The organism is Streptomyces sp. NBC_01474, assembly GCF_035918215.1.
GTDB classification, from domain to species: Bacteria; Actinomycetota; Actinomycetes; order Streptomycetales; family Streptomycetaceae; genus Streptomyces; species Streptomyces aureus.
Window position 1 is genome coordinate 9,770,555 of record NZ_CP109449.1, and the last position, 22,605, is coordinate 9,793,159.

The 22,605-nt window shown below is 69.7% G+C and carries 21 protein-coding genes and 1 pseudogene; 19 read left to right on the forward strand and 3 right to left on the reverse strand.

What is annotated here, in order from left to right; translation table 11 throughout:
- Positions 1-27 precede the first annotated feature (27 nt).
- The 8 genes from OG758_RS44675 (at position 28) to OG758_RS44710 (ending at position 7,634) form a co-directional block, all read left to right on the forward strand.
- Positions 28-213, forward strand: a complete 186-nt coding sequence (locus OG758_RS44675; protein WP_326715150.1) for a hypothetical protein — start codon at positions 28-30, stop codon at positions 211-213.
- A 215-nt stretch (positions 214-428) separates the two neighbouring features.
- A complete protein-coding gene (locus tag OG758_RS44680; RefSeq protein ID WP_326715151.1) occupies positions 429-1,409 on the forward strand; it encodes an LLM class flavin-dependent oxidoreductase in 981 nt (326 codons plus the stop codon).
- Positions 1,406-2,374, forward strand: coding sequence for a CoA transferase subunit A (locus OG758_RS44685; protein WP_326715152.1), 969 nt, complete (start codon positions 1,406-1,408; stop codon positions 2,372-2,374). The genes OG758_RS44680 and OG758_RS44685 overlap by 4 nt, the downstream gene beginning before the upstream one ends.
- Positions 2,371-3,210 (forward strand): CoA-transferase subunit beta, encoded by an 840-nt coding sequence (locus OG758_RS44690; RefSeq protein WP_326715153.1) that lies wholly within the window; start codon positions 2,371-2,373, stop codon positions 3,208-3,210. Before OG758_RS44685 ends, OG758_RS44690 begins: the two co-directional genes overlap by 4 nt.
- Positions 3,211-3,248: 38 nt before the next feature.
- Positions 3,249-4,121, forward strand: coding sequence for an FAD binding domain-containing protein (locus OG758_RS44695; protein ID WP_326715154.1), 873 nt, complete (start codon positions 3,249-3,251; stop codon positions 4,119-4,121).
- Positions 4,118-4,615, forward strand: a complete 498-nt coding sequence (locus OG758_RS44700) for a (2Fe-2S)-binding protein (RefSeq protein ID WP_326715155.1) — start codon at positions 4,118-4,120, stop codon at positions 4,613-4,615. Before OG758_RS44695 ends, OG758_RS44700 begins: the two co-directional genes overlap by 4 nt.
- Positions 4,612-6,978, forward strand: a complete 2,367-nt coding sequence (locus tag OG758_RS44705) for a xanthine dehydrogenase family protein molybdopterin-binding subunit (protein WP_326715156.1) — start codon at positions 4,612-4,614, stop codon at positions 6,976-6,978. The genes OG758_RS44700 and OG758_RS44705 overlap by 4 nt, the downstream gene beginning before the upstream one ends.
- Positions 6,975-7,634 (forward strand): SRPBCC family protein, encoded by a 660-nt coding sequence (locus OG758_RS44710; RefSeq protein ID WP_326715157.1) that lies wholly within the window; start codon positions 6,975-6,977, stop codon positions 7,632-7,634. Before OG758_RS44705 ends, OG758_RS44710 begins: the two co-directional genes overlap by 4 nt.
- Before the next feature lie 108 nt (positions 7,635-7,742).
- Here OG758_RS44710 and OG758_RS44715 read toward each other — a convergent pair whose 3' ends face one another.
- Positions 7,743-9,389: a PucR family transcriptional regulator gene (locus OG758_RS44715; protein ID WP_326715158.1), complete on the reverse strand. Its 1,647-nt coding sequence runs from the start codon at positions 9,387-9,389 to the stop codon at positions 7,743-7,745.
- A 154-nt stretch (positions 9,390-9,543) separates the two neighbouring features.
- Between OG758_RS44715 and npdG the strand changes: the two genes are divergently transcribed.
- The 4 genes and pseudogenes from npdG (at position 9,544) to OG758_RS44735 (ending at position 12,554) form a co-directional block, all read left to right on the forward strand.
- Positions 9,544-10,212: an NADPH-dependent F420 reductase gene (gene npdG, locus OG758_RS44720; protein ID WP_326715159.1), complete on the forward strand. Its 669-nt coding sequence runs from the start codon at positions 9,544-9,546 to the stop codon at positions 10,210-10,212.
- Entirely contained in the window at positions 10,209-10,865 is a 657-nt protein-coding gene (gene cofC, locus OG758_RS44725; RefSeq protein ID WP_326715160.1) for a 2-phospho-L-lactate guanylyltransferase, read from the forward strand. Before npdG ends, cofC begins: the two co-directional genes overlap by 4 nt.
- 344 nt (positions 10,866-11,209) lie before the next feature.
- Positions 11,210-11,437 (forward strand): annotated as a pseudogene (locus OG758_RS44730) (NAD(P)(+) transhydrogenase (Re/Si-specific) subunit beta); the annotation flags it as partial.
- Positions 11,430-12,554, forward strand: coding sequence for an XdhC/CoxI family protein (locus tag OG758_RS44735; protein WP_326715161.1), 1,125 nt, complete (start codon positions 11,430-11,432; stop codon positions 12,552-12,554). The pseudogene OG758_RS44730 and the gene OG758_RS44735, both read left to right, overlap by 8 nt.
- Positions 12,555-13,314: 760 nt before the next feature.
- On the opposite strand, the gene OG758_RS44745 is transcribed toward OG758_RS44735, so the two are convergent.
- Positions 13,315-14,736, reverse strand: a complete 1,422-nt coding sequence (locus tag OG758_RS44745; RefSeq protein ID WP_326715162.1) for a purine-cytosine permease family protein — start codon at positions 14,734-14,736, stop codon at positions 13,315-13,317.
- A 349-nt stretch (positions 14,737-15,085) separates the two neighbouring features.
- Here OG758_RS44745 and OG758_RS44750 point away from each other — a divergent pair, with 349 nt between their 5' ends.
- Positions 15,086-15,223: a hypothetical protein gene (locus OG758_RS44750; protein ID WP_326715163.1), complete on the forward strand. Its 138-nt coding sequence runs from the start codon at positions 15,086-15,088 to the stop codon at positions 15,221-15,223.
- A 394-nt stretch (positions 15,224-15,617) separates the two neighbouring features.
- On the opposite strand, the gene OG758_RS44755 is transcribed toward OG758_RS44750, so the two are convergent.
- Positions 15,618-16,439 (reverse strand): maleylpyruvate isomerase family mycothiol-dependent enzyme, encoded by an 822-nt coding sequence (locus OG758_RS44755; protein WP_326715164.1) that lies wholly within the window; start codon positions 16,437-16,439, stop codon positions 15,618-15,620.
- A gap of 315 nt (positions 16,440-16,754) precedes the next feature.
- Between OG758_RS44755 and OG758_RS44760 the strand changes: the two genes are divergently transcribed.
- From OG758_RS44760 to OG758_RS44785, 6 genes are all read left to right on the forward strand, one after another.
- Positions 16,755-17,405, forward strand: coding sequence for a GntR family transcriptional regulator (locus tag OG758_RS44760; RefSeq protein WP_326715165.1), 651 nt, complete (start codon positions 16,755-16,757; stop codon positions 17,403-17,405).
- A gap of 66 nt (positions 17,406-17,471) precedes the next feature.
- On the forward strand, positions 17,472-18,221 hold the full coding sequence (locus OG758_RS44765) for a PIG-L deacetylase family protein (RefSeq protein ID WP_326715166.1): 750 nt from the start codon (positions 17,472-17,474) through the stop codon (positions 18,219-18,221).
- Positions 18,221-18,928 (forward strand): 4-carboxy-4-hydroxy-2-oxoadipate aldolase/oxaloacetate decarboxylase, encoded by a 708-nt coding sequence (locus OG758_RS44770; RefSeq protein WP_326715167.1) that lies wholly within the window; start codon positions 18,221-18,223, stop codon positions 18,926-18,928. Before OG758_RS44765 ends, OG758_RS44770 begins: the two co-directional genes overlap by 1 nt.
- Positions 18,925-20,028: a 4-oxalomesaconate tautomerase gene (locus OG758_RS44775; protein ID WP_326715168.1), complete on the forward strand. Its 1,104-nt coding sequence runs from the start codon at positions 18,925-18,927 to the stop codon at positions 20,026-20,028. The genes OG758_RS44770 and OG758_RS44775 overlap by 4 nt, the downstream gene beginning before the upstream one ends.
- Positions 20,025-20,978 (forward strand): VOC family protein, encoded by a 954-nt coding sequence (locus tag OG758_RS44780; RefSeq protein ID WP_326715169.1) that lies wholly within the window; start codon positions 20,025-20,027, stop codon positions 20,976-20,978. The genes OG758_RS44775 and OG758_RS44780 overlap by 4 nt, the downstream gene beginning before the upstream one ends.
- 225 nt (positions 20,979-21,203) lie before the next feature.
- The gene (locus OG758_RS44785; protein WP_326715170.1) at positions 21,204-22,544 is read left to right on the forward strand and encodes an MFS transporter; all 1,341 of its coding nucleotides are present in this window, start codon (positions 21,204-21,206) and stop codon (positions 22,542-22,544) included.
- The last annotated feature ends 61 nt before the right edge of the window (positions 22,545-22,605 follow it).

Consider the following 22,605-nt stretch of genomic DNA (forward strand, 5'->3'; position numbering starts at 1 on the left):
CGCCGGCCGGGATCGGCGAGGTGCTCTATGAGGCCTCGACACGGTTGGTGGTCCGCCGCCAGGCCGCTGCGCGGCACGGCCAGGACCGGGGGTTCGCCGAGGCCGTCGCCGCCTTCTCGCTGCCGGCGGGCCGTCGGCCGGCGTGATCCCGAGGGCGTCGTGCTCGGCAACGGCGCGACCGTCGAGGTCCTTGCCCAGTTCGCGGGCGGCTGAGGATGGCCGGCGATGGCTGCGAGGAGTGGGTGGGTCTTCCGTAAGCACGTTCCGGCCGACGCCCGGCGTTCGTATCCGGTGACAAGGATTGCGGTGATCCCATGTCACTCGATGTCATGTCCCTGGTGATCTCTGCCACATAACGTGTCGCCCGAGCGGGCCTCCCAGCCGCACCATGCCCAGCTCATGACCAGCCCAAGACAAGGGAGCACATCATGTCCGTCAGGTTCGGACTGGCGATCGAGAACTTCACCTCGGCGGAGAAGGCCCCCGACCTCCAGCACCTCGTTGAGTACAGCAAACGCGCTGAGGAGCTCGGCTACACCTCGCTGTGGGCATGGGACCATCTCTTCCTGGGCAGTAAGCAGCCCTTCCCGCAGCTCGAGGCGCTGACCACCCTCGCAGTTCTCGCCGCGAACACCACCACCGTGACGCTCGGCACGGGCATCCTGGTGTTGCCGATCCGCGACCCGGCGCTGCTGGCCAAGACCGCCGCAACCATCCAGGACTTCTCGCACGGGCGGCTGTGCCTGGGCGTCGCCGCAGGCTGGTACGAGCGGGAGTTCGACGCGACGGGCACGCAGTTCAAGGGTCGCGGCCAGATCTTCGAGCGGACGCTGGAGATCTGCAAGCAGCTGTGGACCGAGGACGAGGTCACCGGCGACTGGGACGACCTGTCCTTCCGCCGGGTGCGCATGCTGCCGAAGCCGCAGCCTCGCCCCGGTCTGCTCATCGGCGGTTACGTCGACCGGGTGCTGCGCCGGGTGGCGACTCTGGGCGACGGGTGGCTGACCTACTTCTACACGCCGGAGGCGTTCACGGCGTCCTGGGCCAAGATCCGTCAGTACGCCGAGGAGGCCGGCCGCAACCCCGACGAGCTGCGCAACGTCTCCCAACTGCCACTGTGCATCGGCGAGTCCAAGGAGGCCGCGCTGGCGCGGTCCGGTCCATGGCTGGCGTCCTACTTCGACACCCCGGCCTGGAGCGACGCCACGCCCGACAGCGCGATCGTAGGCACTCCGGAGCAGTGCGCCGAGCAGCTCCAGCAGCACATCGAAGCCGGGGTGCAGGAGATCTGCCTGATCCCGCAGGGCTACGAGCAGGAGCAGGTCGAGCGGTTCGCCGCCGAGGTCATGCCGTTGCTGGGCGCGGGAGCGCCGGTGCTCGCGGCCGCGGCACGAGGAGCGCAGTCGTGACCCTGCTGTCAGCCGCGGGCCCGGACACGGTGGGGGCCCGGGAGGAGCTCGAGCGACGCGCCCGGCCCCGGGTCGACAAGGTCGTTTCGGCGCGGGATGCCATCGGCGATCACGTCGCCGACGGCGACGTGATCGCCGTCGGGGGAACCAACCACGCCCGCACGCCGATGGCGCTGCTGATCGAGGTGCTCCGCCAGGGGCGCCGCGGGCTCTCGCTTGCCCGGCCGCTGACGTGCTTCGAGGCGGAGCTCTTCATAGCCACAGGGATGGCCGACCGTCTGATCACCAGCTGGGTGGGCATCGGCCACGGCTGGGGCCTGGCCAAGGTGCTCCGGGAGTACGCCGAGTCCGGCCGGGTCGTCTACGAGGAGTGGAGCCACCTCGGCCTCGGCCTTCGCTACAAGGCCGGCGGCATGGGCATACCGTTCCTGCCGTCGTATTCGATGATGGGATCCGACATCGGACACCGGCTCAATGTCGAAGAGGTCACCTGTCCGTACACCGGGCAGTCTCTCAACGCGGTACCGAGCCTCAACCCCGATGTCGCGCTGATCCACGTCCAGCGCTGCGACGTCTACGGCAACGCGCAGATCGACGGCTACGAGCTCATGGACGCCGACATCGCACGCGCCGCCCGACGTGTCGTCATCTCCACCGAGGAGATCGTCAGCACGGAGGTCATACAGCGGGACCCGTCGCGCACCGTCATCCCGGCGTTCGCCGTCGACGCCGTGGTGCACCAGCCCATGGGCGCCTACCCGCACGAATGCTACGGACGCTATCTCGCAGACGAGGACGCATTCCGGGACTACGCCGAACGGATCCGCGCACAGGGCGCAGCGGGCGCGCGAGAGTACGTCATGAGCCTCGTCAAGCACCCACACCACGACGGCTTCATCGGCTCGGTGCCGTCGGAGCGACTCGACAACCTCGTGCTGGGGGCGAAGGGAATGATGCCGCGATGAGCTCCACGAACGACCAGGTCGCCAACGATGCGCAGCCGCTGCTGCCGTCACCGTCCGAAGTGATGACGGTCGCCGCGAGCAGGCTTCTCGAGGACCACAAGGTGATGTTCGCGGGGATCGGGCAGCCGCTGGTCGCCGCGGCACTGGCCCGTCGGCGCCACGCGCCCAACCTGACCGTCGTTCTCGAGGGCGGCATGATCGGTATTCACCTCATGCCGGGCGAACTGCCTGACTCGACCAACGAGATGCGGGCCGCGGTCGGCGCCGAGATGGTGACCTCCGCGACCGACATCTTCCTCCTGGCTCAGCGCGGATTCTTCGACTACGGCTTCGTGGGTGTCGCCCAGGTCGACATGTACGGCAACGTCAACACCTCCGTGATCGGCGACCACGACCGACCGTCCACCCGCCTGCCCGGCCCGGGCGGTGGCAACGACATCGCGTCCCTGTGCAACCAGACAGTCATCGTGACCAACCATGAGCTACGGCGCTTCGTGGAGAAGGTCGACTTCGTCACCAGTCCCGGGCACCTGACCGGCGGGGACAGCAGGCGATCTTCCGGCCTGAGGCACGGGGGACCGAGCTGGGTCGTCACGGACCTCGCCTGCATGGACTTCGACGAGGCAAGCCGTCGGATGCGGGTGCGCCACCTGCAGCCCGGAGTGACGCTGGCTCAGGTTCGTGCAGCCACCGGTTTCGAGCTGCTCGTCGCCGATGAGGTCACCACGCTCGAGCCGGTCACCGAGGGCGAGCTCTCCGTGCTGCGCCGGCTCACCGGCGACCTGGCGGCCGACCCCCGGCTGGACGTGCCCACCAAGAACGGAGCTCTCCGGTGACCACGCAATCCAGTCTCTGGCAGGCTCACGGTGACCGCGTGCAGCCCACGTCCTTCGAGTACCAGCGCGCCGACTCCTGGGACGAGGCGGTCGAGTTGATGCAGATCTGGCAGGGCGAGGCGAAGATCATTGCCGGCGGCCAGAGCCTGGTCCCGATGATGAACCTGCGCCTGACGCTGCCGGCCGCGTTGATCGACGTCAACGGCATCGGCGACCAAGGAGGGCCGCGGATCGAGGACTCGGCCGAGGCGCCGGTGCTGGTCATCCCCGCGTTGACCCGTCACGCCACGGTCCTGACCTCTCCGGTCGTTGCGCAGCACGCGCCCCTGCTGCAGCACGCGGTACGCCTGGTCGGTAACGTGCGGGTCCGCCATCGCGGCACGATCGGCGGCAGCGTGGCCCACGCGGACCCGACCGGCGAGATCCCCTGCAGCGTGCTGGCGCTCGGGGGCGTCGTGCGGATGCAGAGCCCGCGCGGCGTGCGCGATGTCCCGATCACGGAGTTCTTCCGCACCTACCTGACGACGGCTGCCGAGGACGACGAGGTGGTCACCGAGATCCGTATCCCGAGCTCCGTGGGAGAGCCGTGGGCGTTCGACGAGGTGACGCGACGGTTCTCCGACTTCGCGACCGTCGCGGTCGCGGTGCAGGCCAGGGCCGGCCGGCCGACCGTCGTACTGGGGGGCGTCGCTGACCGGCCGCTCCGGGTCGCCGATGACCTCGTCGGCGACGTCGACGTCCGCGACGAGGCAGAGCTCGACAGCGCGGCCGGCGCCGTTGCCGACAGCGTGAACCCTGAGGGCGATGTCCACGCCAGTGCGGACTACCGTCGCCGGCTTGTACGCGTCCTCGTCCGGCGGGCCCTCACCACGGCGCTCGCGCCCCAGGACACGAAGGGAGCAGGCGCATGATGCGCACACAGGTCCGGCTTCTCGTCAACGGTGAGGAGCACGATCTCTGGATCCGCAGTGACCGCACCCTGCTCAACGCCCTGCACGATGACATCGGCCTGCCCGACGTCCGCTACGGCTGCAACGAAGGGGTCTGCGGCACCTGCACGGTGCTGGTAGACGGACAGCCCACGAGCGCTTGCCTGATGTTCGCAGTCCAGGCCGAGGGCCACGAGATCACCACACTGCACGGTCTGGCGGATCCCGCGGGCGAGCTGCACCCCCTGCAGAAGTGCTTCCTGGAGCGGGGCGGCGCCCAGTGCGGCTTCTGCACGCCCGGGATGCTGCTGACCGCGGCGGCGCTGAAGGAGCGCACACCCGACGCCTCCCGCGACGACATCCGCTACGAGCTGGTGGGCAACCTGTGCCGCTGCACCGGCTACACGGCGATCGTCGACTCGGTCGAGGCATGGATGCACGGCGAACACTGCGGCGACGCGGGGGAGCAGGAATGACCGAGACGACCAGGCGCAAGACCGCGACCCGCGAGAAGGAGAAGGCGGCCGAGGAGCCCGCCTTCAACATCGTCGGCACCTCGCCGGGTCACCACGACTTCGTGGACAAGGTGCGCGGGACGCTGCACTACGCGGCTGACTGGAAGCTTCCCGGGATGCTCCACGGGAAGCTCGTACGGTCCGAGATGGCCTCGGCCCGGATCACCGCGATCGACGTGAGCGCGGCGCGAAAGCTCGACGGCGTGGTCGCCGTGCTCACCGCTGAGGACGTGCCGCACAACGAGATCGTCGAGCACGCCAGCGGCGGCCTCGGCGAGCTGATCGTCGCCCAACCGGTGCTGGCGATCGACCGGGTGCGCTACGTCGGCGAGCCGATCGTGATCATCGCCGCAGTCGACCAGGAGACGGCCGACGAGGCGGCCGACCTCGTCCACATCGAGTACGAGCCGCTCCCCGGGGTGTTCTCGCCCCACGACGCGCTGCGCGACGACGCACCGCTCGTGCACGACGCCGGCAACGTCTTGGTCAACTGGCGTCTGGAGCGCGGCGACGTCGCCGCGGCCTTCGCCGCCGCCGACGTCGTCGTCGAGAACACCTACCAGACCCAGCGCGTCGAGCATGCGTACCTCGAGACCGAGGCCGGCGTCGGGTGGATCGAGAACGACGTCGTCACGCTCCGGGTATCCACGCAGGTCATCGAGCACGCCACCGAGATCGCCCAGATCATCGGTTTGCCGCACAATAAGGTGCGGGTCATCGCGTCGTACATGGGCGGCGGGTTCGGCGGCAAGGAGGACATGACCGTCGAGCCCTACCTCGGCCTCCTGGTATGGAAGACGCGGAAGCCGGTGCGCATGGTGTGGACCCGTCAGGAGTCACTGATGGCCAGCACGAAGCGGCACCCGTTCACGATGCACTACCGCACGGCGGCGACGCGGGAGGGCCGCATCCTGGCGATGGAGGCCGACATCGTCGGCGACGCCGGCGCTTACCCCTGCCTGAGTGCGCGCATCCTCTTCGCCGGTGCGGCGCTGTCGACCGGGCCCTACAAGGTCCCGGCGCTGCGGACGCGCTCCCGAGCTGTGTTCACCAACAACGTGCCGACGAGCGCCTTCCGCGGCTTCGGCGCGATGCAGGTCGTGCTCGGCTACGAGTCCCAGCTCGACCAGCTGGCCGACGCCGTCGGCGTGAGCCGCACGGCGATCCGGGACCTGAACTATGTCGAGAAGGGTGACGTGATCACCTCCGGCGAGCCGATCACCACGGCGGTGGCGGTGACCGAGACCCGCGAGAAGGCGCTGGCCCGACTCGGCCCGCCGAGCCCACCGTCCGGGCCCGGCAAGGTCGTTGGCCAGGGCTTCGGCAACAGCATGCAGCCTTACGGCCGCACCATCTGGTTCCGCGACCACGCCTCGGCGTGGGTGACGCTCCAGGCGGACGGAACGCTGTTGATCCGCAGCGGTGTTACCGACCTCGGGGCCGGCCAGGCCGCGAGCCTGTGCCAGATTGCGGCCGAAGTGCTGGGCGTGCCGCTGGAGGCCATCAGCGTCTACATCGGCGACACCGCGCTCAACCCGCCGGCCGGCGGCACCTTCGCGACCCGACAGCTGTACATGTCCGGCAACGCCATCCTGAGGGCCAGTGGCGCGCTGCGCGACCAGCTGGCGCCGGTGGCGGCAACCCTGCTCAGCGCGGAGCCGGACATGCTGATCTGGAAGGACGGCAAGGTCACCACGCCTACGGGCACGAGCGAAGTCACTCTCGCCGACGTGGCCCGCGCCGCTCAGGACGCCGCGGTCGACACCTCCGTGCTCTACACCTGGAGGGCGCCCGCTGGCCGGTTCGATCCCGAGGTCGGCCAAGGCGGAACTTTCCCCGACTACACCTTCGGCACCCACGCGGCCGAGGTGGAGGTCGACCTGGAGACCGGCGCGGTGCGACTCACAAAGTACGCCGCCTGCCACGACGTCGGCCGGGCGATCAATCCGGTGCGTGCGACGGGGCAGATCCAAGGAGGCGCGATGCAGGGGATCGGCTACGCACTCACCGAGGAGTGCGTGCTCGTCGACGGCAACCCGTTCTCGAACCTGTTCGCCAACTACCTGATCCCCTGCTCGATGGACGTGCCGGACGTGCAGGTCGATCTGGTCGAGAGCGGTGAGGGTCGTGGGCCGTTCAACGCCCGGGGCATCGGCGAGCCGCCCATCGGGCCGCCGGCCGCGGCCATCGCGAGCGCGATCGAGAACGCGATCGGTCGCCGGCCGACCACCCTTCCGATCACTCCCGAGCGTGTCCTCGCGCTGCTTGACGACAAGCACGCCGAGGGATCGACTTCGAACGCTGAGGAGGCGTTGGGACGATGAAACTTCACCACACCACGACGGTGCAGGCCAGCCCCACAGAGGTTTGGCAGTTCCTCCAGGACACCCGAGCGGTCGTCGCCTGCCTGCCGGGCGCGGAGCTCACCGACGAGCTCGAGAACGACCGGTACGGCGGCGTCCTCCGCATCGCCATCGGACCGCTGAAGATGAACTACAACGGTGAGGTCGACGTGCTCCGGCGCGATACCCAGACCCGCGAGCTGGAGTTCGCGGCGTCGGGACGCGACCGCCGCGGCGGAGGATCGGTCCGGGCCGACGTGCGCGTAGGGGTCGCGAACGCCGGGAACGGGACGAGCCGGCTGGAGTCGGTGACCGACCTGCAGCTGACCGGACGGATCGCCGCGCTCGGACGCGGGGTGCAGGACGTCTCCAACACGATGTTCGTCGACTTCTCCCGTCGTCTCGCGGACCGCATCGCCACCGGAACGGCCGAGGTCGGGCCGGTCCACCCCGCCACCGCGACGGCTACCTCACCAGGTTCGGGACCCGAGCTGGGTGGGACGGCGCCGGTCGCGCGGCAGGCAGACCGTCAGGCCTCGGTCTCCAGCGAGATCAAGCTCACGCAGCTGGTCGTGAGTGTGGCTCGTCAGCGACTCGCCGACATGTTCGCGCGCTGGAGCGAGAAACTGCGTCCGTAAAGGAGGCGACTCAGATCGTCGGGTGGGGGCCACAGCAGGCTGCCGCAGCGGCTCCCACCCGGCTTCGGCCTGCCCCGAAAGGTAGTTGTCGTCGATCCTCGGTTCCAACTACCTCTGATTCGTGGATGCGATCGTCGGCATCTGGCGAATCTGGAGGGCGACGAACACCTTCACCGCGGTCGCCGTACTGCTGCTGAAAGGGCCGAGGAGGCGCTCAAGTTTGGCGAGCCGATAACGCAGGGTGTTGTAGTGGTAGTGCAGGTGCCGCGCGGTCTCGGCCATGTTCATGTTGAACTCGACCAGCGTCTCAAGGGTTTTCAGGAGCTCGTTTCGCTCCTGCTCAGGAAGCTTGGTCAGAGGGCCCAGAACCTCGTCGACGAAGGTCTGCAACTCGGTCTCCTCGACCTGGGCGAGCAGCTTGAAGAGCCCCAGATCGTCGTACGCGGCGACAGCGCCCGGGCCGCCGATTTTCCGACCGACGCGTAGGGCGGAACGCGCCTCCTGGTAGGCAGCGGGAATACCCAGCGGTCCGCGGTGCACGCGGCTCACGCCGACGGCGTATTCGCCGCGGACGAACTGGGCGACCTCGGCCTGAATAGAGCGAACCGCTGTGGGAGCTCCATGCTCGGCACCGATGACAGCCACGAGTTCGGCGCCGAGGCCGGCGGCCGCCGCCTTGCGGTCCTTGCTGTGCACGGCCGAGATCCAGAACTCGAGGGCACGCTCGTTCGCGAGGCGTTTCTGGGCGGTGGTGCCGTGGTCGTCGGCGCCGTCCTTGCTGCTGACCAGGACGACGACCTCGCGATCGAGGTCCCAGCCGAATCCGAAGCCGCGCGCGGCCGAGTCCGCGATCTCGGACTCGGCGCCCGTCATCAACTCGTAGAGCGCGTTGGAGGAGAACTGCCGCTCTATCGCGCTGACGGCCAGGTCGCGGGTGAACTCGAGCGCGGCGATGACGGCAGCTTGGTCGACGGCCACCTGGTCGAACTCGCCGAAGGCGCGGCTGGTCTCGATGGCGACGACGAAGCCGTGCTGGAGGGAGCCGGCGCGGATCGGCCGTATCAGCCAGCCCTGTTCGCCCTTGTTCCCGCCGGCCGGGCCGCCGCGGAGCCGCTGGACGATCAGGCGGCCGTCGCGGACCAGGTCCAGCTCGTCGGCTCGGGAGACGTCGCCGATCTGGGCCCGAACGATGCCGTGCTGGTCGCTGATGAACACCCCCGCGTCACCGAGCAGGTGGGAGAGCTTGTGCGCGAGCTGGTTCAGACCGCCACCGGAGAGCGTCACGGAGAGGAACGACTGGTGGAGTTCGTGCGCGCGCTCCAGCGCCGCGGCCTGTCGGTTCACGATCGTTGAGAAGGCGTGGCTGAGGATGTCGTCGAACCTGATGTGCTGCGGGATCAGGACCAAGGGGAGCCCGAGTTCCTCGGCGGTGGCGACGGCCGTCGTACTGAGGTCGGGCAGGTATCGGTCGATTTTGACCCCGATGCCGGCGAGCCCGAGCCGATGCAGGCCGCGCAGCAGCTCCGCCTGACCGGCGTCGTCGCGGGGCAGGGGATACCCGGTGGCCAGCAAAAACTCATCGGACTTCACCCACGGCCCGATGTCGGGCACGGTCATGACGTTCAGTGCGCAGATGCTGCGGTCGAGGCCCTGACGGCCGGCGACCAACTCGGCCCCTGCCATCACCTCGTGGCCCAACAACTCGCCCACGGTGAGGGCCTGTCCGAAGTCACCCGATGGCGCGCTCCCGGTCATGCGCCGGAGTTTAGGGGTAAGAGCCAAAAGATGCACAAGATATTCGTAATGATGGCCATTCTCTGCGGGTGAGGGAACTCATAGGCTCCGTGGACCGGTGAGGGCTCGACGCCTGTCGCCGAGGCCCTGTCGTCGGGACTACGGAGGTAGCACGATGAGCACGATCGCGGTCGTCGGAGGCACCGGCCCACAGGGGAAAGGGCTCGCCTGTCGCTTCGCCCGCGGCGGGCACGACGTCGTCCTCGGGTCACGCGACGGAGCGCGGGCCGCCCAGGCCGCCGACGAGCTCGCCGCGCGGCTGGGGGGACGCGGCGGCACGGTCGCCGGGGCGGAGAACGCGGCGGCCGCGACGAAGGCCGAAGTCGTCCTCCTCGCCGTCCCGTACGCCGGTCACGACGCCCTGGTCACATCGCTGGCCGCTGCGCTCGCCGGCAAGGTCGTCATCAGCTGCGTCAACCCGCTCGGCTTCGACCAGCGCGGCCCCCATGGTCTCGACCTGGGTGGCACGTCGGCCGCCGAGACAGCGCAGGGCCTGCTGCCCGACAGCGTGGTGGTCGGCGCCTTCCACCACCTTTCGGCCGTCTCGCTGAATGGGGACGCCGACCTGCTCCACCACGAGGACGTGCTGGTCTGCGGGGACGACCCGGAGGCGAAGCAGACGGTGATGGGGCTCGCGGCGACCATCACAGGCAGGCCGGGTATCGACGCCGGAGCGCTGCGCCTGGCGCGGCAGCTCGAGCCGCTGACCGCCGTACTCATCTCGATCAACAAGCGGTACAAGGTCCGCTCCGGTCTGGCCATCCACGGCGTGAGCGGGTCATGACCGAGCAACTGCGGTGGTGGGTCGTGGTGCCGATGAAGGACATCCGCCATGCCAAGTCGCGGCTCGGCGGCGACCCAGGCCGGCGGCGGGCGCTCGCGGTCGCCATGGCGCGCGACACGCTCCGCGCCGCTGCCGGAGCGGTCTGTGTCGACGGCGTCGTCCTCGTCTGCGATCAGCCGGACGACGTACCTGACCTGATGGTGCCGGGCGTGCGCATCGAGGTGCGGCCCGGTCTCGACCTAAACGACGCCCTCAGTGCCGGCGCCGCCATGGTGCGGGCCGAAAACGCCCGTCGGCACCTCGCGGCGCTGCCCGCGGACCTGCCGTACCTGCGCAGCGACGAGCTGACGGTGGCCCTCGGCCGGGTCGCCCGTCACCCGCGCGCCGTGGTGGCGGACCGCGAGGGCGTCGGCACCGCGCTGCTCACCGCACGCGCCGGAGCGCAGCTGCTCCCGGCTTTCGGTCCCGACTCGCTGACCCGTCACCGCGCCTCGGGCGCCCGGGAGGTACTCCTCCCGGCGCGGTCCGGCCTGCGCCGTGACGTCGACTACCAGGAGGACCTGATGTCCGGGCCTGGACTCGGTCCGTGTACCCACGCGGCCTTGCGCGGCGGTCGCGTCCTGGCGGCTGCGGAGGAAGGAGTGCGGTGCTGATCGGCATCCCGCGCGAGTCGGAACCGGGCGGATCCCTGGTTGCGGCGACCGCCAAGACCGTAGTCCAACTGGCCGACCTCGGCCATGACTTGATCGTCGAGTCGGGCGCCGGCGACCAGCCCGACAGTGCGTTCACCGAGGGCAGTAGAGGCATCACCGTCGTCCGCGACGGCGAGTCGACCTGGCCGCCACCGACCGTGCAGGTGTCGGCAGCCCCGGCTGGTCATCCGACCGCCCCCGTCGCGGAGGCCGCGGTCGAGGAAGAGACGAAGCCTCTGAGCCCGGGTGCGAAGGCGCTGGTGCTCGCGGGTATCGCGCACGCCGCCGAACTGCTGGCCGGCGCCGTCAACCCGGCCGAGTCGCGGGACGCGTCCTCGCCGATCGCCGGCATGCCAGACCTCGAGGCCTGGAACGCCGAGGACATCATCGTGTTCAAGTGGTCCATGGCTGCTGGCCACGCCGGCGTCCAGAACCCGCTCTTCTTCCGCGAGAACAGCCGGATGCTGTTCGGTGACGCGAAGGACCGGGTCGAGGACATCATCTGCCACCTCGAGGTCGCCGCCCATGCGTGAGGTACTCAGCGAGCTGCTCACCTGGTGGCGCGCCGGCGAGTCGGTCGCCATGGGGACCGTCGTCGCGACCTTCAGGTCGGCGCCGCGGCCGCCGGGGGCATCGATGCTGGTCGGCCCCGATGGGAGTGTCGTGGGCTCGGTCTCGGGCGGCTGCGTCGAGGGCGCGGTTGTCGAGCTGGGCCATCAGGTCCTTGAGGACGGCGTACCGGTGCTGGAGCGCTACGGCGTGTCGGACGAGGACGCCTTCGCCGTCGGCCTGACCTGCGGCGGAATCCTCGACGTGTACGTCGAGAAGGTCGACCGCGTGACCTTCCCCGAGCTCGAGGACGTGGCGGGCGAGGTCGAGGCGGGGCGGCCCGTGGCCGTGGCGACTGTGGTCGCCCACCCCGATCCCGCCGTCCTCGGCCGGCGGATCCTGGTGCGGCCGGGCGCAGCGGTCTCCGGAAGCCTCGGCAACAACCGGATGGACGGCGCCGTCGCCGACGACGCGCTGGGCCTGCTCGCGCTCGGCGCCAGCGAGACGCTCGGCTACGGACCCGACGGTGAGCGCCGGGGCGAGGGGATGCGGGTGTTCGTGCGCAGCTTCGCCCCGCGCCCGCGGATGCTGGTGTTCGGCGCCATCGACTTCGCCGCTGCCGTCGCCCGGGTGGGGACCTTCCTCGGCTACCGGGTGACGGTATGCGACGCACGGCCCGTGTTCGCGACGCATGTCCGCTTCCCCGACGCCGACGAGGTCGTCGTCGACTGGCCGCACCGTTATCTCCAGGCGCAGGCCGACGCGGGGGCGATCGACGGCCGCACCGTGATGTGTGTGCTGACGCACGACCCCAAGTTCGACATCCCGCTGCTCGAGGTCGCGTTGCGGCTCCCGGAGGTCGCCTACATCGGGGCGATGGGTTCGCGGCGGACTCATGAGGGTCGCCTCCGTCGTCTGCAGGACGCCGGCCTGACTCCCGCGGAGATCGAGCGGCTGTCGAGCCCCCTCGGTCTCGACCTCGGCGCGCGGACGCCGGAGGAGACCGCGGTCAGCATCGCCGCCGAGATCGTCGCCTGCCGTTGGGGCGGCAGCGGCCGGCGGCTCGCCACGGTCGGCGGGCGGATCCATCGCGAGGACTGATCAGTCGCCGATCGGGCTCATCGGGCGGTCGGGCTGCAGGAAGGCCGGGTCGTCGCCCCCGTGGCCGGACAGCGCGGTCGCTGCGGAACTCCGGCAGCAGGGCCGGACCGGCCGGCGCGCTTGCCCCACCGGAGGACCGCCAGTGGTCGGTGATCTCGGCGTCCGATGCCCCGCACCGGAGCAGGCTGCGGAGGCCGACTCGTCCACTACGAACAGGCAGTTGAGGGCCTGGCCGTCCGCGGTCGCCCCACCCCGTCGCAGTCGCCGCAGAACGGGCGCGTCACGGAGGCGATGACGCCGACCGTCCCGGCGCCGCCGTTCACCACGAATCGCTCTGCCCGGGCGCTTCCCTGGTGTTCGCCGGCCGGCGCCAGGTCGAACTCCGCGACCAGCCGCGCGGCCTGGGCCGGCGTCTGGACGAAGGTGCGGTGGTGGCATCGGTCTCGGCGCAGCCGGGTGACTGGGATCAAGACCTTCGGCGAGAATGTGACGACGCCCGTCGACCGGGCCCGCCGTGCGCATCCGCCGCGCGGCCCCGGCGCACAGCCTGTCGAGCTGCTCACCCCGTGCTGCGATGAGCGCGCCGTGCACTCGGTTCGGTCGAACACGGCGCCACGCTCCGCTCGTACCAGCGCGTGCTGAACCTCGCGGGCCGTCGGCTGCGAGGTTGGTGGTCACGAGTCCCCTTCCCAGCGAGTGTCCTGCCCGGCCAGAGCCGGGCAGGACACTCGACTGTCGTTGGGCCTGCGGGGCGGCGCGGTCAGGCGCGGTCGCCCGCCACGCGGCGTACGTCGATCCCGGCCGGCGAGGCAACTCGAGGACGCCACACACCGAAGATCACCGCGGCGACGATGGCCGAGACGAAGTAGCTGAAGTCCGCCCCGTGCAGCGCCTCGGCAATCGGGCCCGTGTAGAACTCGGTGCCCATGAACGGAACCGCGACGGCGGTACCGACCACCAGCGCGGTGAGTCCAGGGGTTCCGTAGCGCCCGAACACGCCGTCACGCTCATAGAAGTTGCGGATCGCGGGATAGCCACGCCCCGAGCGGTGGACGATGAAGTAGTCGACCAACAAGATCGCCAGCCACGGCGTGATGTAGTACGACACGACGTGCAGGAACAGGCGGAAGTTCGCCTGGAACTCGGCACCTCCGAACACCAGGGCGAGGAAGAGACCGAAGACTCCGGCGATCACCACCGTCACCCACTGCGGGAGACGCAGGTCGCAGGTCAGCGTCGCCATCGCACCGCTGTAGAGGTTCACTGCGTTGTGCGGGATCGCCGAGATACCGAGCGTCAGCAGCACCAGGTAGCGCAGCCAGTCGGGCAGGGCGATCTCCAGAGCGCGGAGCACGTCCCCGTCCGGTGCGAGAGTGATGAGCCCGGCACCCAGCACCATCATCCAGGTCGTCGACGCGAACAGTCCCGCGGTCGCCGCCTTGACGACCGACGACGGCTTGCTGTCCTCAGGCAGGTAGCGCGAGTAGTCCGACGCGTACGGTGCCCAGCTCGCGGTGTAGCCGAACACGACCGTGAACATGACGAGCCACGCCAACCAGTAATCGCTGCCTGAGGCGCTCGGCTCGACGCCCGGGCCGCCGCCGTGCGCGATCAGCACGATCGAGACGACCGACAGCAGAACGAAGCTGAGCTTCGTGATCCAGTCGCCGAGGATGTGCAGGATGCGGTAGCCGTAGATGCCGATCACGATGTTCAGCGCTGCGACAACGACGACCGTCGGCTCATACGGCGTTTTGAACAGGTCGGCCAGAGATTGCGCGCCGAGCACGGTCCCGACGGTGTAGTACCCGACGAACACCAGGAGGGAGAGCAGTGCCGGAAGGAAGTTGCCGAAGTAGCCGAACGCCGCGCGTCCCATGGGCAGCTGTGGCATGCCCAGGCGAGGGCCCATCGCGGCGCACAGACCGGTACCGACCGAGCCCAGGAAGTTCCCGATCACGATGGCAGTCACGCTGCCCCAGAAGCCGATCCCGAGCACCGCGCCGCTGGAGCCGACGAAGATGCCTGCCAGGTAGATGACGGGTGCGAACCGCACTGTGAACTGGTTGCGGGGGCGACCGTACCGGCGACTCGCTGCGACGTAGGCGATGCCGTGGCGCTCGAGTGTCAGAGTCGCTCTGTCCGCTGGTTCGGCATGAGCCGACGTGGTGTTGTCCTTCATCACGGGTCCTCGGTTCCTCTGTCGGGCCAGCACGACAACCAAGGCGCACACAGCCTTGGGTCCGAGTGCCCCGGGGTGGCTGTTTTCGAAGCTCGGGAGGCATTGCCGGCTGCCTCGGCGGCGTGGGCCGCCTTCTCGCTCTCTCAAGCCCATCGGGTGTGACGTCGGCAACATTAGGGAGCCCTGTCGCCCGATGCCCATGTCACCAGGCGCCAAGGCGGAGCGCCCAGCCTTGGCTGCGACCGCCATCCGAGCCACGCGGGACGCCTGCAGTGCAACGCCCTGTCGGATTCTTCGGCGGCCAGTTGCTCAACCGGCAGGGCCCGTTGACCGCAGGGCGGAGTTGTCCGTGCGACAGCCTGACGTTGCTCGCGGCTCGACGACCGGCGTCCGCGGCACGCGACTGGCCGGGGCAGTCGGCCAGTCGCTCCCCGTCCTGCCCGCCTCCCTGCCGCCGCTACGCCGGATGCGCGAACTGCCGTCCTGACCGGGTTCGCCCCGCACACCACGGTCCGGGGCGGACGGATCACCCGCTACCACCTTGACGAGGTCAACTACGCCGTTGCCAGGGTCTACTTCGACGACTGATCGCCAGGCGGACTCGCTCGGCTTGTGACCTCTGGCCTCGAACGTCGCATCGCACCCACTCACGGAAGCGATGCTCTGTGAGGAGAGGCCGGACTCGCCAGTCGCTCCGGCGTTGCCGGCCGAACACCGGCGTGGGCACAGCGCGTTGTGCGACGCCTTGAACCACCTACTACTGCTGCGCCGACGTGACCGGGTTGCGCCGCGCCCCTGGCCGCGTCGGAAACCCTCCAGCGTGGCCGGTGACCAGCGGCTTCCATGTGGCAGCCAGGCTTCGACCCCGCAGTCCGTCGTGGTCAGGGTGCCTTGAAGAGGGCCGGGAAGCGCGGAGCGAGCCAGGGCTTGCGCCCCCCGACCAGGATGCGGCCCTGAGCGAGGGCGCCCCACTGGCCACGGCGCCCGAGCGCCATCAGGAGAAAGGCGACCGGCTCGATGAGGATGGTGCAGTCCGCGCGCCCCGGCAGTCGCTCGCCGACCGACACCGCGCCCGCGTCCACCCTCACGTCGAACCGGCCGCCACCCCACAGGCGGATCGCGTAGCGGACGTTCAGCCCGGCGGTGCCGGACGCGTCGGTCACCCGTGGCATCACCGTCAGCATGAAGGGCAGCGTCAGCCGCACCCGCTCTCGGTCGATCATGTGCGCACGTCCCAGCGCGCGGGCGAGATCGTATCCGTGTCCCAGCATGTGCGTGAGCAGATACGAGCCCAGCACATCCAGTCCCATCGGACCCAGCGGACTGACCACGGTCCCTTCCGTGCCCCGCTCCTCCAGCGCCCTCAGGCACGCGGCGGCCTGCTCCACGATCATCCCGGCCAGCGGCTCGGCCTCCCGCTCACCGAACATGGCGAGCGACTGTTCGTTGGCCGCGGCAAGACTCTGCGGTGTGCCGTCTCCGTAACTGCGCGCACGTCCCGCCGCGATGTCAGCCATCAGTTCGTTGGCCAGCGCCAGATGCGCGGCCGCCTCCCCGACGCTCCACTGCGACCCCGGCACCGGAAGCCCCATGTCGGCGCCCGCGCGCAAGAGCCCGGCTATCTCCTCGGCCGTATCCCGTATCGCCGCACCGAGCCCCTCGGGCACCGCGCTCCGCCTGTCCGGCCCTGCCACTGGTTCCATGCCGTCCTGTCCTCATTTGCGCGCCCGCACCGGGTGTTCCGCCCGCAGACTCTCACGGCCGCCCGGCGCGCCGCAGCCCCGTGGTGGCGGCACGGGTGCGGTATCGGAAGGAGGACATGCGAATTCTCCCCATGTGGATCCCCGTCCGGCTGCTGACAGTTGGGGCCGCGGCATACCTGCGAGGGGGCATGGGTCCTGCCTCTGCGGACGAACGCACCCCGTCGCCACACCCCGGCAATACCTTCAACGAAATTGTTGACAATTCTGTTGCCCTAGATTTAGCTTTGACAAGCACTCACCCAGGGAGGGCAAGCGATGCCGGACCAACCCCGTTCGGGCACCGGAGAGCAGGCCAAGCAGCAGGCGTTGACGCAGCTCAGGCAGGCGATTCTGCAAGGCGACATGGCACCGGCCCAACGGCTGGTGGAGAACGAGCTCGCCGAAGAGTTCGGTGTGACGCGGGCCAGTGTCAGAGCGGCACTGATCGATCTGGCGGCGGAAGGGCTGGTCGAGCGGATCCGAAACCGCGGCTCGCGGGTGCGGGTGGTGACGGTCGAGGAAGCGGTGGCCATCACTGAGTGCCGTATGGCCCTGGAAGGGCTGTGCGCGGCCAAGGCGGCCGTCGCGGCCAGCGACGAGCAACTGGCTCAGCTGGCCGACGTGGGCGCCGCGATGACGAAGGCGGTCGCCGACGGCGAGCCGGTGACGTACTCCGAACTCAACCAGCAACTTCACTTCCTGATCCGGGAGTTCTCCGGTCAGCCGGTGGCTCTGGAACTCCTGGATCGGCTCAACGGGCAGCTGGTGCGCCACCGGTTCCAGCTCGCGCTGAGACCGGGACGTCCCCAGCAGTCCCTGGGTGAACACCTGGCCATGATCGAGGCGATCGCGGCCAGGGATCCGAAGGCCGCAGAGGCGGCCGTCCGTGCCCATCTGACGGGCGTGATCGACGCGTTGCGCGAATAGCGGGCGCCGCACGACCGACGCCACGGGGGTGGGCCGACCTTCCTGTCCAGCAAGGAGATTCAGCCCATGACACACGGCAAGGCGCCCACCACCCCGCGATCCACCCTGGTCGTCACCGCACACGCCGGAGATTTCGTCTGGCGGGCCGGCGGAGCCATCGCGCTGGCCGCCTCCCGGGATGAGAAGGTCACCATCGCGTGCCTGACCTTCGGTGAGCGCGGCGAGTCCGCCAAGGCCTGGCGCGAGGGCCGGAAGCTTGCGGAGATCAAGGCGATACGCCGGGACGAGGCAGAGCGGGCCGCCGCTGTGCTCGGCGCCGAGGTGTGCTTCTTCGACGCGGGTGACTACCCGCTCCTGGCCACCCCGGAGCTGACCGACCGCCTTGTCGAGGTCTACCGTGCGACCCAGCCGGATGTCGTCCTCACACACCCGGCCGAGGACCCGTACAACGGCGATCACCCGGCCGCCCACCGCATGGCCCTCGACGCCCGCGTCCTCGCCCAGGCCATCGGCTACCCGGGCCCCGGCGAGATCATCGGTGCCCCGCCGGTCTTCTTCTTCGAGCCGCATCAGCCCGAGATGAGCGGCTTCAAACCGGAGGTCCTCCTCGACATCACAGAGGTGTGGGACACCAAGCGGCAGGCGATGGAGTGCCTGGGCGCCCAGCAGCACCTGTGGGACTACTACACGGACCTCGCCGTACGCCGAGGAGTCCAGCTCAGGCGTAACGCAGGGCCGAACCTGGGTCTGGCTCACCGGACCATGGCCGAGGCATACATGCGTCCCTACCCGCAGATCGCGAAGGAGCTCGGCTGATGGGCGGCGTGATCGTCACCAACCCCCCGAAGGCGGACCCGCAGGATGTCGAGGCACTTGCCGGGTACGGCACGGCCACCATCTCCGAGGCGATGGGGCGCACCGGGTTTCTCGGCTCGCACCTGAGCCCCGTACAGCAGGACACCCGGATCGCGGGCACCGCGGTGACCGTCCTGTCCTGGCCCGGCGACAACCTCATGATCCACGCGGCGGTCGAGCAGTGCGGCGAAGGCGACATCCTGGTCGTGACGACCACATCGCCGTCCACCGACGGCATGTTCGGCGAGCTGTTCGCGACCGCGCTGCAGCGGCGCGGGGTGCGCGGCGTCGTCACCGACGCGGGCATCCGCGACACCGTCGAGCTGCGCGAGATGGGGTTCGCGGCCTGGGCGGCCGCGCTCAGCCCGCAGGGCACCGTCAAAGCCACCGGCGGATCCGTGAACGTACCCGTCGTGATCGGCGGCCAGGTGATCCGCGCCGGTGACGTGATCGTCGCCGACGACGACGGTGTCGTGGTCGTGCCGCGTGGGAAGGCGCGGCAGACCGCCGAGGCGTCAATGGCCCGCGAGGCCAAGGAGGCCAGGTCCCGGGCCGCCTTCCAGGAAGGGCAGTTGGGACTCGACCGGTACGAGCTGCGGGAGACGCTCGAGCGGCTCGGAGTCACGTACCAGTCGTACGAGGACTACTGCACCGGGGATGCGTCGTGAGCAGGCCCGAGGAGGTGCACTGCATGCTGATGCGCGGCGGCACCTCCAAAGGCGCCTACTTCCTGGCCCGCGACCTGCCCGCAGATCCGGGGGAGCGCGACGCGCTGCTCCGGCGGATCATGGGCAGTCCCGACCCCCGCCAGATCGACGGGCTCGGCGGCGCGCACCCACTCACCAGCAAAGTGGGCGTGGTCTCCGTCTCGGAATCCCCGGACGCCGACGTCGACTATCTCTTCCTTCAAGTCGCCGTCGACAAAGCGGAGGTGAGTGACCGTCAGAACTGCGGGAACATTCTCGCCGGCGTCGGGCCGTTCGCCGTCGAGCGCGGGCTCGTGGCGGGTTCGGACGGCGAGACCTCCGTCCGGATCCGCATGCTCAACAGCGGCGACCTCGCCACCGCCACCTTCCCCACCCCGGGCGGCCGCGTCGACTACACCGGCGACGCGGCAATCTCCGGAGTGCCGGGGAGCGCGGCACCTGTCGTCATCGAGTTCCCCCGGCGCGCCCGCTCGTTGCTGCCCACTGGCCATCCCCTGGGCATTGTCGCCGGTACGCCGGTGACCTGCGTGGACAACGGGATGCCGACCGTGCTGATCGCCGCCCGCGACCTCGAGGTCACCGGTTACGAGAGCCCCGAGGAGCTGGAGGCGGACCAGGCCCTCAGGGCGCGGCTGCGTGAAATCCGTCTGGAAGCAGGCCCCTTGATGGGGCTCGGCGATGTTGCGTGGACAACCGTCCCCAAGCTCACCCTCCTCGCCCCGCCCGTGGACGGCGGCACGGTGATGACCCGCACCTTCATCCCCGTACGCGCCCACACCTCGATCGGGGTTCTGGGCGCGGCGAGCGTCGCCGCCGGGCTGCGGATTCCCGGTTCCGTCGCCGAGCCGATCGCCCGGCTTCCCTCGCGCGGCGACCGGTTGCGCATCGAGCACCCCACCGGGTTCCTCGACATCGAGGCCCGTGTCGAGCTCGGCGCCGGCTCAGCCGTGGTGCGCCACACCGCTGTGGTGCGTACCGCACGAAAGATCTTCGACGGCACGGTCTTCCCACGATCCCCAGATCCCTCCCCCCGCCCCGACTCCCAAGGAGGCAACGGATGACGCATCCGCCTCTCGGCGACATCGCCCACCTCGGCCACGTCGAACTGCTCACTCCGGACCTGGACGCCAGCGTCGGGTTCTTCACCGACTACCTGGGCCTCACCGTGAACGGCCGCTCGGGCGGCTCCGTCTGTCTGCGGACCTTCGACGACTACGAGCATCACAGCCTCGTCCTCACCGCGAACGACAAGCCCGGCATCCGTCGCACCGCCCTGCGCACCTCCAGCGAGGAGGCACTGCGGCGGCGGGTCGAGGAGCTGGAGGCGGGGGGCCACATGGGCCGGTGGGCCGAGGACGAGCCGGGCATCGGCAGGATCTACGTCGCCCAGGACCCCGACGGCCACGAGATCGCCCTCTATTGGGAGAGCGAGCACTACGAGGCGCCCGACGAGCTGAAGCCCGCGCTGAAGAACCAGCCACAGGCCAAGCCCAACAAGGGAGTCGGGGTACGCCGCCTCGACCACGTCAACTACCTGGCAGCCGACGTCGCCGCCAACGCCGACTTCCACCAGCAAGTCCTGGGCGCCCGCCCCACCGAGCAGATCCAGCTCGACAACGGCACCATCGGCGCCAAGTGGCTGACCTTCACCGACAAGTCGTACGACGTCGTCTACACCTCCGACTGGACCGGCTCGACCGGCCGCCTCCACCACATCGCCTTCGCCACCGACACCCGCGAGGACATCCTGCGAGCCGCCGATCTGGCCATCGACACCGGCGTGTTCATCGAGACCGGCCCGCACAAGCACGCCATCCAACAGACGTTCTTCCTCTACCTCTACGAGCCCGGCGGCAACCGCATCGAGCTGTGCAACCCGCTCACCCGCCTCGTCCTGGCCCCCGACTGGCCGCTCATCACCTGGACCGAGGCGGAGCGGAAGAAGGGGCAGGCCTGGGGCCTGAAGACCATCGACTCCTTCCACACCCACGGCACCCCGCCGGAGGACTGACCGACCCGCAGGACAAGCTCAGTGGTGGGCTGCACACAGCTGTGTGCAGCCCACCACTGCTCATTCCCTGATTGCTCGAAATATTGTTAACAAAACCGTTGACGCCAATTGACCGGGTCTCTAACGTCATCCGCACGCCGGGTCCGTCGCCATCGAGCCGGTCGGCTCGCCCCTCCCCGAAGCCGCCTCCAGGGACACCGCTGTCCCGAACGAGAGGAACCCCCGATGTCGCCCTCCACCTCAACCGCCGCCGGCAGCGCCGTGCGCGGCAACCGGCTGGCCCTGCTGGTCGTCGGCCTGTGCTGGCTGCTGGTCTTCTTCGACGGCCTGGACATGTTCGTCTACGGCTCCGTACTGCCGCACATGCTCGAGACCAAGGCGCTGGGCATCAGCCCCGGCAAGGCCGGCGACGTCGGCTCGTACGCCACGTTCGGCATGCTGATAGGCGCCCTGTGCTCGGGCACCCTCAGCGACCGGGTCGGCCGCAAGCAGACCATCATCACCTCCACCGCGGTCTTCTCCCTGGCCTCCGCCCTCTGCGCCACGGCGAGCAGCCTCGGCGTATTCAGCATCGGCCGCTTCGTGGCGGGCCTCGGCCTCGGCGGGCTGTTGCCGAGCGCGATCACCTTGGTCGCGGAGTACGCCCCGCGCGGCCGCCGCGCCTTGATCGTCGGCTCCCTGATGACCGCTCACCAGGCCGGCGGCATCCTGGCCGGGTTCGTGGCGCTGTGGACCGACAGCGACTGGCGGCTCTGTTTCTGGATCTGCGTGACCCCGCTCTTCATCGGCGTCCCGCTGGCCGTCAAGTACCTGCCCGAGTCGCTGAACTTCCTGCAGACCAAGGGGCGTACGGCAGAGGCCGGGGCGCTCGCCGACCGCTACGGCGTCGAGCTCGCCGCCCCGGGCATCAACCGTCCGGCGGGCGAGGGCTGGGGAGCGCTCGCCGCCCTGTTCCGCGGCAAGCTGTGGATCCAGACCCTGTTCTTCTGGCTGGCCTCCTTCGGCGGGCTCCTCCTGGTGTACGGCTTCTCGCAGTGGCTGCCGTCGATGATGCGTGCCGCCGGCTACGACCTCGGGTCCGCGATCGGTTTCGTCATCGCCATCAACGCCGGTGGCATCGTCGGCATGCTGGTCGGCGGGCGGCTCACCGACAGGTTCGGAGGCTCGCGCATCTCCGCCATCTGGTTCGCCTGCACCGCCGTCGGCATCGGGGTGCTCAGCGTCCATATGCCGCTCGCGCTGACGTACATCGTGGTCTTCCTGACCGGCCTGTTCCTCTTCAGCGGTCAGGCAATGATCTACGCCACGGTGGCGCACCGTTCGACCGACGAGAACCGTGGCACCGCCGTCGGCTGGGTCTCCGGCATGGGCCGCTTCGGCGCCGTCTTCGGACCGTGGCTCGGCGGCCGGCTGGTCGACAACGGCTCGCACACGGCGGGCTTCACCGTGTTCGCACTCGCAGGCGTCTTCGCGCTGGTCTTCGTCAGCCTGACCGGACTGCGCAGCCTGCAGCCGGCCATGGCCGACACGAGCGGCGCGGGCGCGCCGGTGTCCATGGCGAGCTGACCTGAGAACCGCATAAGGAACGGGCCGGACCTCGCAGAGGTCCGGCCCGTCGCCATCGCCG

Coding starts and splice junctions, on each gene's coding strand:
- OG758_RS44675 (WP_326715150.1), top strand. CDS start 28: ATGAGGCCTCGACACGGTTGGTGGTCCGCCGCCAGGCCGCTGCGCGGC.
- OG758_RS44680 (WP_326715151.1), top strand. CDS start 429: ATGTCCGTCAGGTTCGGACTGGCGATCGAGAACTTCACCTCGGCGGAG.
- OG758_RS44690 (WP_326715153.1), top strand. CDS start 2,371: ATGAGCTCCACGAACGACCAGGTCGCCAACGATGCGCAGCCGCTGCTG.
- OG758_RS44700 (WP_326715155.1), top strand. CDS start 4,118: ATGATGCGCACACAGGTCCGGCTTCTCGTCAACGGTGAGGAGCACGAT.
- OG758_RS44705 (WP_326715156.1), top strand. CDS start 4,612: ATGACCGAGACGACCAGGCGCAAGACCGCGACCCGCGAGAAGGAGAAG.
- OG758_RS44710 (WP_326715157.1), top strand. CDS start 6,975: ATGAAACTTCACCACACCACGACGGTGCAGGCCAGCCCCACAGAGGTT.
- OG758_RS44715 (WP_326715158.1), bottom strand. CDS start 9,389: ATGACCGGGAGCGCGCCATCGGGTGACTTCGGACAGGCCCTCACCGTG.
- npdG (WP_326715159.1), top strand. CDS start 9,544: ATGAGCACGATCGCGGTCGTCGGAGGCACCGGCCCACAGGGGAAAGGG.
- cofC (WP_326715160.1), top strand. CDS start 10,209: ATGACCGAGCAACTGCGGTGGTGGGTCGTGGTGCCGATGAAGGACATC.
- OG758_RS44735 (WP_326715161.1), top strand. CDS start 11,430: ATGCGTGAGGTACTCAGCGAGCTGCTCACCTGGTGGCGCGCCGGCGAG.
- OG758_RS44745 (WP_326715162.1), bottom strand. CDS start 14,736: ATGAAGGACAACACCACGTCGGCTCATGCCGAACCAGCGGACAGAGCG.
- OG758_RS44755 (WP_326715164.1), bottom strand. CDS start 16,439: ATGGAACCAGTGGCAGGGCCGGACAGGCGGAGCGCGGTGCCCGAGGGG.
- OG758_RS44760 (WP_326715165.1), top strand. CDS start 16,755: ATGCCGGACCAACCCCGTTCGGGCACCGGAGAGCAGGCCAAGCAGCAG.
- OG758_RS44765 (WP_326715166.1), top strand. CDS start 17,472: ATGACACACGGCAAGGCGCCCACCACCCCGCGATCCACCCTGGTCGTC.
- OG758_RS44770 (WP_326715167.1), top strand. CDS start 18,221: ATGGGCGGCGTGATCGTCACCAACCCCCCGAAGGCGGACCCGCAGGAT.
- OG758_RS44780 (WP_326715169.1), top strand. CDS start 20,025: ATGACGCATCCGCCTCTCGGCGACATCGCCCACCTCGGCCACGTCGAA.
- OG758_RS44785 (WP_326715170.1), top strand. CDS start 21,204: ATGTCGCCCTCCACCTCAACCGCCGCCGGCAGCGCCGTGCGCGGCAAC.